9 protein-coding genes are annotated in these 12,045 nt (G+C 63.8%); 3 read left to right on the top strand and 6 right to left on the bottom strand.

Annotation, left to right across the window (positions count from 1 at the left end; translation table 11 throughout):
• Positions 1-111: 111 nt before the first annotated feature.
• Entirely contained in the window at positions 112-423 is a 312-nt protein-coding gene (locus tag IVA92_RS19480) for a DUF1272 domain-containing protein (protein ID WP_247276745.1), read from the bottom strand.
• 74 nt (positions 424-497) lie between these two features.
• Entirely contained in the window at positions 498-977 is a 480-nt protein-coding gene (locus tag IVA92_RS19475) for an Lrp/AsnC family transcriptional regulator (RefSeq protein WP_247276744.1), read from the bottom strand.
• Positions 978-1,098: 121 nt separating this feature from the next.
• Between IVA92_RS19475 and hppD the strand changes: the two genes are divergently transcribed.
• Positions 1,099-2,217 (top strand): 4-hydroxyphenylpyruvate dioxygenase, encoded by a 1,119-nt coding sequence (gene hppD, locus IVA92_RS19470; RefSeq protein WP_247276743.1) that lies wholly within the window; start codon positions 1,099-1,101, stop codon positions 2,215-2,217.
• A 116-nt stretch (positions 2,218-2,333) separates the two neighbouring features.
• On the opposite strand, the gene IVA92_RS19465 is transcribed toward hppD, so the two are convergent.
• From IVA92_RS19465 to IVA92_RS19450, 4 genes are all read right to left on the bottom strand, one after another.
• Positions 2,334-3,446, bottom strand: a complete 1,113-nt coding sequence (locus IVA92_RS19465; protein WP_247276742.1) for a CaiB/BaiF CoA-transferase family protein — start codon at positions 3,444-3,446, stop codon at positions 2,334-2,336.
• A 205-nt stretch (positions 3,447-3,651) separates the two neighbouring features.
• Positions 3,652-4,452, bottom strand: coding sequence for a xanthine dehydrogenase family protein subunit M (locus tag IVA92_RS19460; RefSeq protein ID WP_247276741.1), 801 nt, complete (start codon positions 4,450-4,452; stop codon positions 3,652-3,654).
• Between the two features lie 15 nt (positions 4,453-4,467).
• Positions 4,468-6,810 (bottom strand): xanthine dehydrogenase family protein molybdopterin-binding subunit, encoded by a 2,343-nt coding sequence (locus tag IVA92_RS19455; RefSeq protein WP_247276740.1) that lies wholly within the window; start codon positions 6,808-6,810, stop codon positions 4,468-4,470.
• Between the two features lie 79 nt (positions 6,811-6,889).
• A complete protein-coding gene (locus IVA92_RS19450; protein ID WP_247276739.1) occupies positions 6,890-7,375 on the bottom strand; it encodes a (2Fe-2S)-binding protein in 486 nt (161 codons plus the stop codon).
• 341 nt (positions 7,376-7,716) lie between these two features.
• Between IVA92_RS19450 and IVA92_RS19445 the strand changes: the two genes are divergently transcribed.
• Both IVA92_RS19445 and IVA92_RS19440 read left to right on the top strand, forming a co-directional pair.
• A complete protein-coding gene (locus IVA92_RS19445; protein ID WP_247276738.1) occupies positions 7,717-9,756 on the top strand; it encodes a HAMP domain-containing methyl-accepting chemotaxis protein in 2,040 nt (679 codons plus the stop codon).
• Positions 9,757-10,010: 254 nt separating this feature from the next.
• Entirely contained in the window at positions 10,011-12,044 is a 2,034-nt protein-coding gene (locus IVA92_RS19440; protein WP_247276737.1) for a HAMP domain-containing methyl-accepting chemotaxis protein, read from the top strand.
• Position 12,045: the final 1 nt, after the last annotated feature.

The following is a 12,045-nucleotide window of genomic DNA, read 5'->3' as shown; positions in this document are numbered from 1 at the left end:
TGCGCTCAATCGTCCGGTCATAGCTGTTGTCGCGCATCGGATCGTCCTCCGCTGGAGCGATCCAATCAGCGAATTAGTGAACATGCACAGCAATGACGGCGCGGAGAGAGTTCACCGCTTCTCCGGCGGCACCTCGCGTATCCTCGCGCAATGCGCAGCGACATCTTCCAGGCTGTACTTCAGATGCACCCGCTTGTCGGAGGGCGCCTGCCTGGTCGTGCAGACGCCCGGCCGCCATTCTTGCGTGGGGCGGATCGGGCGCGGCATAAAGCCGCCGCCGCAGTTTGGGCAGACATTGAAGAGCTTGGTCTCGACGCAGTGCGCGCAGAACGTGCATTCATAGGAGCAGATCCGCGCCTCGATTGCATTCGGCGGCAGGTCGCGGTCGCAATATTCGCAATTCGGTCGAAGCTGGAGGGCCATGGTCGAATCTCCGCGGACTGGCCTCAATCATCGCAGATCCCATGCCTAGCACGAATGCCGGATTTCCCTCGATTTCAGCCGGGCTTGATCTCCTTGAGCGGCAGCCGCGTGCTCTCCTTCAGCCTGTCGAGCACGATTGAGGAGCGCACATGCGCGACGCTCTGATGCGGCATCAGGACGTCGTTGACGAGGTTGGAGAGACCCTTGAGGTCGCGCAGCACGGCTTTCAGCACATAGTCGGCATCGCCGGTGAGCGAATAGGCCTCCTGGATTTCGTCGATTCGATTGACCAGCGCGCGAAAGCGCTTGGCGTTGTCCGGCGAGTGCGTCGCCAGCGTCACCTGGATGAAGGCGACCACGCTGAAGCCGAGCGTCTCGCTGGAGAGATCAGCGTGGTAGCCCGCGATCACCTTCTCCTCTTCAAGCCGCATCCGACGCCGCGAGCATTGTGAGGCAGAGAGGCCAGCGAGGCCGGCGAGCTCCTGGTTGGTGAGGCGGCCATCGTCCTGGAGTGCGTCGAGAATCTTGAGGTCGAAGGCATCAACTGAGATCATGCGTATTTCGCCCATTCTGTGCATGGATCGTGTGTAAGATAGAGAAATAGCGGCGGATTTGCACGCTCATTGCGCGCTACATGAAGGATAGTTCTGCCCAGCAGCAATTTGGGAGAACACCATGGGTCCGTTTCCGCACGATGCGCCGCCGGCCAGGATCAGCGCCGACAATCCGATGGGAACCGACGGGTTCGAGTTCGTCGAATATGCGCATCCCAACCCGGAAGAGTTGCACGCGCTGTTCAAGCTGATGGGCTATACGGCCGTGGCGCGCCACAAGGCGAAGAAGATCACGGTCTATCGCCAAGGCGACATCAATTATCTCGTCAACGAAGAGCCCGGCACCCACGGCCACGACTTCGTCGCCGCGCACGGCCCTTGTGCGCCGTCGATGGCGTTCCGTGTTGTCGATGCGAAGGCGGCCTATGATCGCGCGATCGCGCTCGGTGCCGAGCCGGCCGACGTATCGTCCTCGCAAAAGACGCTCGACGTCCCCGCCATCAAGGGTATTGGCGGCAGCCTGCTGTATCTGGTCGATCGCTATGGGGACAACGGCTCGGCCTATGATGCCGAATTCGAATGGTTAGGGGCGCGCGATCCGCGGCCGTTCGGCGCGGGCCTGTTCTATCTCGACCATCTCACCCACAACGTCCATCGCGGTCGCATGGATGTTTGGGCCGGCTTCTACGAAAAGCTGTTCAACTTCCGCCAGATCCGCTTCTTCGACATCGAGGGCCGCGCGTCGGGCCTGTTCTCGCGCGCGTTGACCAGCCCGGATGGCAAGATCCGGATTCCGATCAACGAGGATGCCGGCGATTCCGGCCAGATCGAGGAATATCTGAAGACCTATCGCGGCGAAGGTATCCAGCACATCGCCTGCGGCTGCCGCGACATCTACCAAACCATCGAAGGCCTGCGCGAGGCCGGCCTGCCCTTCATGCCGCCTCCGCCCGATACCTATTTCGAGAAGATCGACGCGCGCCTGCCCAAACACGGCGAGGACGTCGCACGTCTCAAGACCAACGGCATTTTGATCGACGGCGAGGGTGTGGTCGAGGGCGGTCAGACCAAGGTGCTGCTGCAAATCTTCTCGGCCAACGCGATCGGGCCGATCTTTTTCGAATTCATCCAGCGCAAGGGCGACGATGGATTCGGCGAGGGCAATTTCAAGGCTCTGTTCGAATCGATCGAGGAGGATCAGATCCGGCGCGGGGTGTTGAAGGTGGACAGCGCGGCATAGCTCAGTGCCGTAGGGTGGGCAAGCGTAAGCGTGCCCACCAGTTCTGTAGCGATCTCCGAGAGATGGTGGGCACGGCGCTATGCGCCTTTTTCACCCTACGGATTCGTGCGCTGAGGCTACTTCGCTGCCTTCCACGCCTTCGTGACCGCACCGATCTCCGCCGCTTCCGGCTCGCGAACCGTGGAGGGTGTGCGCGAGAAGCGCGGCGCGGGCGCGGGCTGCTTCACGCCATGGCGCTCGATGAAGACGTTGCGCGCGACCATGTGCGGGTATTGCGTGGCTTCCGACATGGTCAGCACCGGCGCGAAGCAGATGTCGGTGCCTTCCATGATCTTGCACCAGTCTTCGCGCGTCTTGCTCTTGAACACCGCCTTCAGCTTCTCCTTCAGCGCCGGCCAGGCGTTCCGATCCATCTGCGCGTCGAAATCGGCGTCGGTCAGGCCCGCATGCTGGCGCAGCAGCGCGTAGAATTGCGGCTCGATCGAGCCGATCGAGACGAAATGGCCGCAGGCGCATTCGTAGACGCCGTAGAAATGCGCGCCGCCGTCGAGGAAGTTCTGGCTGCGCTCCTCGGTCCAGCGTCCCATCGTGGTCATATCGAAGAAGAACGACATCAGCGACGCCGCGCCGTCGCACATCGCGGCATCGACCACCTGGCCCTTGCCGGATCTCTGCGCCTCCAGCAGTGCGGCCAGCACGCCGACGACGAGATAAAGCGCGCCGCCGCCGAAATCGCCGACCAGGTTGAGCGGCGGCACCGGTGCCTCTTTGGTGCCGATCGCGGCGAGCGCACCGGTGATGGAGATGTAGTTGATGTCGTGGCCGGCGGCGTTGGCAAGCGGGCCTTCCTGGCCCCAGCCCGTCATGCGGCCATAGACCAGCTTGGGGTTGCGCGCGAGCACCACGTCCGGCCCGAGCCCGAGCCGCTCCATCACGCCGGGACGGAAGCCTTCGACCAGCGCATCGGCGCTGGCCAGCAGGTCGAGCACTTGCGCGATCGCCGCCTTGTCCTTGAGGTCGAGCTCGATCACCTTGCGGCCGCGGCCCGCCACCGACTTCATGCTCTTCCTCGCGCCGACGCGATCGAGCGTGACGACGTCGGCGCCCATGTCGGCCAGCATCATGGAGGCGAACGGGCCGGGTCCGATGCCGGCGAATTCGACGATGCGAAAGCCCGACAGCGGGCCGGAGGTGCGGACGGAGGAGTTTTGGGCTGGTTTGTCGAGCACGTTGTTGTTTCCTCGGATCGCAGCGCGCGTGCGCGATGAGCGCATTCGCCTGGACGTTTCCTCTATCGAGTTAATTGGTCAATTAACTTTTCCCGCCTTACACCGAACGAGGCAAGCGCTTTTCATGCATGGGCGCATAATAAAAGCGGCGCGCACCGAAGTGCGCGCCGCGGAAAAATTGCGTCGAGGCGCTGAAGCGCGAACGTCACCCAGCCGCGGCTACCGCGCGCTGCGCCATCACCTTGACGAGGTTGGCCCGGTACTCGGCCGTGCCGTGGATGTCAGCCAGCAATCCGCTTGCAGAAATACTGACGCTGTCGAGCGCCGATGGCGACCAGTTCGCCTTCAGCGCGGCTTCGATTGCGGGCACGCGCATCACACCAGACTGCGAGGCGCCGGTGGCGGCCACCCGAACCTCGCCGGACTTGGTCTGCGCGACGAACACACCGGTCAGTGCGAAGCGCGAGGCCGGGTGCCGCATTTTTTCGTAACCCGCTTTTGCCGGAACCGGGAACGACACAGCGGTGATGATCTCGCCGTCTTCGAGCGCCGTGGTGAACAGGCCCTGGAAGAAATCCTCCCCCGCAAGCGATCGCTTATTGGTCTTTACGGTCGCGCCGAGCGCCAGCAGCGCGGCCGGAAAGTCTGCGGCAGGATCGTTGTTGGCAATCGAGCCGCCGATCGTGCCGCGATAGCGCACGGCAGGGTCGCCGAGCACCGAGGTGAGATAGGCAATCGCGGGGATCGCCTTCTTCACATCGGCATTCTGCATGATGTCGTAATAGGTCGTGGCGGCCTTGATTGTCAGCGTATCGCCTGACAGCTCGATGCCCTGCAACTCTTTGATCCTGCCGAGGTCGATCACGTCGGAGGGACTGGCAAGCCGCTGTTTCATGACCGGCAGCAGTGTCTGTCCGCCGGCGAGAAATTTCGCCTCGCTGCTCTTGCCGAACAGGCTCACGGCTTCTTCGACCGAGGAAGCCCGATGATAGGTGGTTTGGTACATCTTCGTTCCTCCCTCTTAAGCCGCGTGGATCGTGCGCCACACCCTGTCCGGGGTTGCGGGCATTTCCAGATTGTTCTTGCCGATCGCATCCGTGATCGCGTTGATCACGGCTGCAGAAGCGCCGATCGCGCCGGCCTCACCGCAACCCTTGATGCCCAGGGGATTGCCTGGGCACAGCGTCGTGGTGTGGGAGAGATTGAACGAGGGCAGATCGTCGGCGCGCGGCATGGAGTAATCCATGAACGAGGCCGTGACCGGCTGGCCGTTGGCATCGTAGATCGCGTGCTCGAGCAGCGCCTGCCCGATGCCTTGGGCGAGTCCACCATGAACCTGTCCCTCGACGATCATCGGGTTGATCAGCCGGCCGAAATCGTCGGCCGCGACGAAGTTGACGAAGGACGTCTTGCCGGTGCCGGGATCGACCTCGAGCTCGCAGATATAGGCGCCGGCCGGGAAGGTGAAGTTGGTCGGGTCGTAGAAGGCGCTTTCCTTCAGGCCGGGCTCCATTCCTTCAGGCAGATTGTGCGCGGTGTAGGCCGCGAGCGCGACCATCGGGAAGGCGATCGCCTTGTCGGTGCCCGTGACCTTGAACTCGCCGTTCTCGATGACGATGTCGGCCTCGGAAGCCTCCAGCGCATGCGCGGCAATCTTCTTGGCTTTGGATTCCATCTTCTCCATTGCCTTCAGGATCGCAGTGAGACCTACGGCCGCCGAGCGCGAGCCATAGGTGCCCATGCCGAACTGCACCTTGTCAGTGTCGCCATGGACAATCGAGACCTGGATGATGGGAACGCCCAAGCGATCGGCGACGAGCTGGCAGAAGGTGGTCTCGTGACCCTGGCCGTGGCTGTGCGAGCCGGTCAGGATCTCGATGGTGCCGACCGGGTTGACGCGCACCTCAGCCGATTCCCACAGGCCGACGCCGGCACCCAGGCTGCCGACGGCCTTTGACGGCGCGATGCCGCAGGCCTCGATGTAGCAGGATACGCCGATGCCGCGCAGCTTGCCTTGTGCCTTTGCTTGTGCCTTGCGGGCAGGGAAGCCGGCATAGTCGATCGCCTTCATCGCCGCATCGAGCGAAGCATTAAAGTCGCCGGTGTCATAGGCCATGATGACAGGCGTCTGGTGCGGAAACTGAGTGATGAAGTTGGTCCGGCGCAGTGCGGCCGGATCGACGTTCAATTGCCGCGCTGCCGTTTCCATCAGCCGCTCGAGCAGATAGCTGGCCTCGGGGCGGCCGGCGCCGCGATAGGCATCGACCGGCGTGGTGTTGGTGTAGACCCCGATCACCTCGGCATGGATCGCCGGGATGTTGTACTGGCCGGACAGGAGCGTTGCGTAGAGATAGGTCGGCACCGACGACGAGAACAGCGACATGTAGGCGCCGAAATTGGCGTAGGTCTTCACTTTCAACCCGGTGATCTTGTTGTTGGCGTCGAAGGCCATCTCGGCATGGGTCACGTGGTCACGGCCATGCGCGTCGGTGAGGAAGGCCTCGGTGCGGTCGCCGGTCCATTTCACGGGACGGCCGACCTTCTTGGAGGCCCACAGCGCCACCATCTCTTCGGGATAGATGAAGATCTTCGAGCCAAAGCCGCCGCCGACGTCGGGCGCGATCACGCGCAGCTTGTGCTCGGGGGCAATGTTGTAGAACGCCGACAGCACGAGGCGAGCGACGTGCGGGTTCTGCGACGTCGTGTAGAGCGTGAAATGCTCCTCCGCCGCGTCGTAATCGGCGATCGCCGCGCGCGGCTCCATCGCGTTGGGCGCGAGGCGGTTGTTGGTGACGTCGAGCTTGACCACATTGGCGGCCTTCGAGAAGGCTGCATCCACCGCACTCTCGTCGCCGATCACCCAGTCGTAGACCTGGTTGCCGGGGGCTTCGGGGTGAAGCTGCGGTGCTCCGGGCTTGATGGCAGCGTGCATGTCGGCGACCGCCGGAAGCTCTTCGTAATCGACGACGACGGCTTCCGCCGCGTCGCGCGCCAGATTCTTGCTCTCGGCGATCACGACAGCGACGGCCTGTCCAACGAAGCGCACCGTCTCCGGCGCCATCGCCGGCCATGCACCCATCTTCATCGGGCTGCCGTCCTTGGAGGTGATGGCCCAGCCGCAGATCAGGTTGCCGACCTTGTCGTCGACGAGCTGCTGTCCCGTGAGCACCGCGACAACGCCCGGCATCTTCAGCGCGGCGGAAGAGTCGATCCCCTTCACCTTGGCGTGCGCGTGCGGACTTCTAATGAAATACGCATGGGTCATGCCCTGCAATTTGATATCGTCGACGTAGCGGCCCTTGCCGGTAATGAAACGCTTGTCTTCCTTGCGCAGCACGCGTGCGCCGATGCCTTCAACACCCATGTCTGGTCCTCCCGACCGGAATTTGTTGACCCGCGCTTTCCATCGAAAGCGCCAGTGATTTTCTTGCTCGCTGCGGCCTTTACTCGGCCGCCTGCGCAACCTTCATGCGACCGGCCGCATCCAGCACGGCCTTGACGATGTTGTGGTAGCCGGTGCAGCGGCAGATATTGCCCTCGAGCTCCTGACGCACGGTGGCCTCGTCGAGCTGGCCCCCGTGGCGCTGCACGATGTCGATCGCCGACATGATCATGCCTGGCGTGCAATAGCCGCATTGCAGGCCGTGATTGTCGCGGAAAGCGGCCTGCATCGGATGTAGTTCGTCGCCCTTTGCGATGCCTTCGATCGTGGTGACGCTCGCGCCGTCTGCCTGTCCCGCCAGCATGGTGCAGGATTTCACCGCACGGCCGTCCATGTGGACGACGCAGGCGCCGCACTGGCTGGTGTCGCAGCCGACATGGGTGCCGGTGAGGTTGAGGTGGTCGCGCAGCAGCTGGACCAGCAGCGTGCGGTCCTCGACGTCAACGGCAACGGCCTTGCCGTTGACCGTCAGTTTGACAGTAGACACGGTGAAGTCCTCCCGGGATTGATTTTGATTGTTTCCAATTAGAGACCGGCGACCCGGAACTTTGCAACTGGGATTTTGGTCGCCGGCGTCATGGAAAAGTCATTGATCCAGAAGGGCGTGCAATGAGTTGCCACCGAGCCGCTGGACCCGGACGGCGCGGCCTGTCTAACCATGGGATGCCAGCCGTCGCCTTTTTGTAGCCGGTCAGCCTTGGCCCGATGACTTCGGAATCAGGAGATGCACTGAGTTTACCGCCCCTTATCGATTGTGCCTTAGTTTTGCGCATCCAGGTCTGGGGCGGGGCGCCTCCCGGTCGCGGCTGAATGAAAATGGGGGTGGGAATGTCCGGGCGTATCGGGTCGCCGTCGAAGCGAACACTAATTCCGGCTCTCAGGTTCCGTACCAAGATCATCCTGGGCTTTGCCGCAGTGCTGGTGATCTCCGCCGGCAGCATGGCCTTCTCATATTTCGGCTTTGAGCGGGTTTCCTCCGGGGTCGGGTCCTACCGCACCAGCGTTTCCGAGGCCGACCTTGCCCGCAACATCGACCGCGAGCTGCTCGCCTATCGTTCGGCTGCCCGCTACTTTGTCGTTACCGGCAAGGAGGACGACGCCAAGGCGGCGCTGGAGGCAGAAGCCAGCCTCAAGAGCGCGATCGACCTGGCCATCAAGAACGCCAAGAAGCCGGCGCGGCAAGAGGGCCTCAACAAGCTCGCCAAGGAGTTTTCCAACTTCTCCGCGACGTTTGCCAAGATCCTGCAGGCCAAGCGTGACAGCGTGCTGCTGGTCCAGAACCAGCTCCAGCGCAACGCCAATCTCCTGAAATACAAGCTCGATGACATCGGCAACAACGCCTCCGACGCGGAGGCGCAGGCGATCGAGTTCGGCACCAAGCAGGTCAATGCCCAGTTCCAGACCGCAAGCTCCGCCGCGAGCAATTTCATCCTCAATTCCGACCAGGCGGTCGCGGCAAGCGCGCTGGCGCGGCTGAAATTCGTCGAGAACTCGCTCGGTGCGATCTATTCCATGGACGACAAGATCGTCGCCGGGCTGAAGGACGCCAAGGCGCTGCTGGGGGCTTATCGGGAAGCGCTGGAGAAGCTGATCGCCAACGCCAAGCTGGTCGATGAGCTCGTGACCGAAATGAGCGGCTCGGCCGGCGCCATCCTTCAGGGCGCCACCGCCATGAAGGCGGACCTCATTGCCGAACAGCAGCGGCTGGAGGCGGAATCGGAAGCAACCATCGGGCAGACCGAGCAACTGGTGCTGATGCTCGCCGTCGGCGGCACGCTGCTGGGGGCGGTCCTCGCCTTCCTGCTCGGTACCGGCATCTCGCGTCCGATGATTGCGATGTGCAAGGCGATGCGGGAGCTGGCCTCGGGCAATTTCGACGTGGTGCTGCCGGGTCTTGGTCGCAAGGACGAGATCGGCGAGATGGCCGGAGCGGTCGAGGAGTTCAAGGTTCAGGCGGTGGCCAAGGCCGAGCGCGATGCCGCCGCCAGCGAAGCCCAGAACCGGGAGCAGGCTGCAAGCCGGCGCGCCGAGCTGATTCGCTTCGCCGACGATTTCGAGAACGCGGTCGGCGCCATCGTCTCCAACGTCTCGGCTTCCGCCGTGCAGCTGGAATCGGCAGCCTCCACGCTGACCCGCACCGCCGAGACCACGCAGAGCCTGTCGAGCCAGGTCGCCGGCGTCTCCGAGCAGGCGTCCTCCAACATGCAGTCGGTTGCGACCGCGACCGAAGAGCTCTCGGCCTCGGTCGAGGAGATCGGCCGCCAGGTCCGCGATTCCAGCCGGATCGCCGAGGCCGCCGTGGTGCAGGCCAAGGAGACCGACGGCCGCATCGGCAAGCTGTCGCATGCCGCCCAGCAGATCGGCGAGGTCGTCAAGCTGATCACGGCGATTGCCGAGCAGACCAATCTTCTGGCGCTCAACGCCACCATCGAGGCAGCGCGCGCCGGGGAGGCCGGCCGCGGCTTTGCCGTGGTTGCGAGCGAAGTGAAGTCGCTGGCGAGCCAGACGGCGAAGGCGACCGATGAAATCTCCTCGCATATCACCGGCATGCAGGGCGCCACGGCCGAATCGGTTGCCGCGATCAAGGAGATCGGCGCGACCATCGGCCAGATCTCGTCGATCTCGACCTCGATCGCGAGCGCCGTCGAGCAGCAGGGTGCGGCGACGCAGGAGATCGCCCGCAGCGTCCAGACCGTCGCGCAGGGCACCCAGACCGCAGCCACCGATATCGGCGAGGTCAACCGCGGCGCCGCCGAGACCGGCTCGGCCTCGGAAGAGGTGCTGAACTCGGCCAAGACGCTGTCGAGCGAAAGCACCCGCCTGCGCGCCGAACTCGACCGCTTCATGGCCAATATCCGCGCGGCGTGAGTTCGCTGCGCGTCAAGCCATTCTGCGGCCGAAGCCCTCGCTATCGCCTCACATTCGGCCGGTCGTCCCGATCGGCGCTCTGCTCATCCGGGATGACGAGTTGAGTGAACTATCCCCCCGCGTCAGCTAACCGCCAGTTGCGGTGCCACAAATTTACCACAGCTTATCCTTTGCCCCGTAACGTGCCGGAGGGTCAGGAAGCGGGCTGCTTCCGGGCTGCGCCTGGTTTTCCGCGAATGGAATGGGGTGGGGGAATGTCGGTCAAGTCGAAGTCGAAACCATCGAAGCTGCCAACGCTGCGTTTTCGCGCAAAAATCATCCTCGGCTTCGTGGCGGTGCTAGCCATCCTCGCCGTCAGCATGGCTTTCGCCTATTTCGGCTTCGAGCGGATCGCAGGCGCCGTGGCCTCGTATCGGACCAGCGTATCGGAAGCCGATCTGGCGCGGACCGTCGATCGTGAACTGATCGCCTATCAGGGGCTGGCGCGGGCCTACACCCTGACCGGGGCCGCCGACGACGAGACCGCGGCCAAGGCCGCCGAAGAGAATCTGAGGGGCGCGATCGGCAAGTCGTTGTCCGCCACGACCGGCGCCGCGCGCCGCGAGCAGGTCGGCAAGCTCGAGGCCGAGTTCCAGCGCTTCACGAAGGTGTTCAGTGAGATCATCACTCTGACACGCGAAAACAACAAGATCGCGGCCGATGAGCTCAACAGCGTCGGCAACAAGATCCGCTTCAAGTTCGACGATCTCGGCGACACGGCGGCGCTGGCGGGTCTTGCATCCGTCCAGACCACAGCCAAGGACATCACCTCGCAATATCTGGCGGTCTCCACCTCGGTCAGCGCCTTCGTTGCCAAGCCGGAGCCGAAGACCGCCGATGGCGTGATCGCCCGCATCAAGTTCCTGGAGACCTTGCTGGTCTCGATCTACGCGAACGACCAGAAGATCACCGACCGCGTCACCGAGATCGGCAATCTCCTGAAGCAGTATCGTACTTCCTTCGTAAAGCTGACCGAAAACGTGAAGGTCATCGTCAAGCTGAATGGCGAGATGACCAAGACGGCCGCGTCCATCGTGAAACTTTCGGGCGAACTGCGCTCGGATCTGACTGCCGACCAGCAGCGCATCGAGGCGAGCGCCAATGCGACGATCGGGGACACCGAGCGGCTGATGCTGATGATGGCGCTCGGTGGCCTTGCCGTCGGTGTCGCGCTGGCCTGGATGCTCGGGAACGGCATCTCGCGTCCGATGATTGCGATGTGCAAGGCGATGCGGGAGCTGGCCTCGGGCAATTTCGACGTGGTGCTGCCGGGTCTTGGTCGCAAGGACGAGATCGGCGAGATGGCCGGAGCGGTCGAGGAGTTCAAGGTTCAGGCGGTGGCCAAGGCCGAGCGCGATGCCGCCGCCAGCGAAGCCCAGAACCGGGAGCAGGCTGCAAGCCGGCGCGCCGAGCTGATTCGCTTCGCCGACGATTTCGAGAACGCGGTCGGCGCCATCGTCTCCAACGTCTCGGCTTCCGCCGTGCAGCTGGAATCGGCAGCCTCCACGCTGACCCGCACCGCCGAGACCACGCAGAGCCTGTCGAGCCAGGTCGCCGGCGTCTCCGAGCAGGCGTCCTCCAACATGCAGTCGGTTGCGACCGCGACCGAAGAGCTCTCGGCCTCGGTCGAGGAGATCGGCCGCCAGGTCCGCGATTCCAGCCGGATCGCCGAGGCCGCCGTGGTGCAGGCCAAGGAGACCGACGGCCGCATCGGCAAGCTGTCGCATGCCGCCCAGCAGATCGGCGAGGTCGTCAAGCTGATCACGGCGATTGCCGAGCAGACCAATCTTCTGGCGCTCAACGCCACCATCGAGGCGGCGCGCGCCGGGGAGGCCGGCCGCGGCTTTGCCGTGGTTGCGAGCGAAGTGAAGTCGCTGGCGAGCCAGACGGCGAAGGCGACCGATGAAATCTCCTCGCATATCACCGGCATGCAGGGCGCCACGGCCGAATCGGTTGCCGCGATCAAGGAGATCGGCGCGACCATCGGCCAGATCTCGTCGATCTCGACCTCGATCGCGAGCGCCGTCGAGCAGCAGGGCGCGGCGACGCAGGAGATCGCCCGCAGCGTCCAGACCGTCGCGCAGGGCACCCAGACCGCAGCCACCGATATCGGCGAGGTCAACCGCGGCGCCGCCGAGACCGGCTCGGCCTCGGAAGAGGTGCTGAACTCGGCCAAGACGCTGTCGAGCGAAAGCACCCGCCTGCGCGCCGAACTCGACCGCTTCATGGCCAATATCCGCGCGGCGTGAC

It is taken from the genome of Bradyrhizobium sp. 154 (assembly GCF_023073875.1).
GTDB lineage: Bacteria > Pseudomonadota > Alphaproteobacteria > Rhizobiales > Xanthobacteraceae > Bradyrhizobium.
Note: the sequence above shows the minus strand (reverse complement) of the source record. Positions and strands in the feature narration are given on the sequence as shown.

Bases quoted from the DNA above. Each gene is read 5' to 3' on its own strand.
- IVA92_RS19480 (WP_247276745.1), bottom strand. From the start codon at position 423: ATGGCCCTCCAGCTTCGACCGAATTGCGAATATTGCGACCGCGACCTG.
- IVA92_RS19475 (WP_247276744.1), bottom strand. From the start codon at position 977: ATGATCTCAGTTGATGCCTTCGACCTCAAGATTCTCGACGCACTCCAG.
- hppD (WP_247276743.1), top strand. From the start codon at position 1,099: ATGGGTCCGTTTCCGCACGATGCGCCGCCGGCCAGGATCAGCGCCGAC.
- IVA92_RS19460 (WP_247276741.1), bottom strand. From the start codon at position 4,452: ATGTACCAAACCACCTATCATCGGGCTTCCTCGGTCGAAGAAGCCGTG.
- IVA92_RS19455 (WP_247276740.1), bottom strand. From the start codon at position 6,810: ATGGGTGTTGAAGGCATCGGCGCACGCGTGCTGCGCAAGGAAGACAAG.
- IVA92_RS19445 (WP_247276738.1), top strand. From the start codon at position 7,717: ATGTCCGGGCGTATCGGGTCGCCGTCGAAGCGAACACTAATTCCGGCT.
- IVA92_RS19440 (WP_247276737.1), top strand. From the start codon at position 10,011: ATGTCGGTCAAGTCGAAGTCGAAACCATCGAAGCTGCCAACGCTGCGT.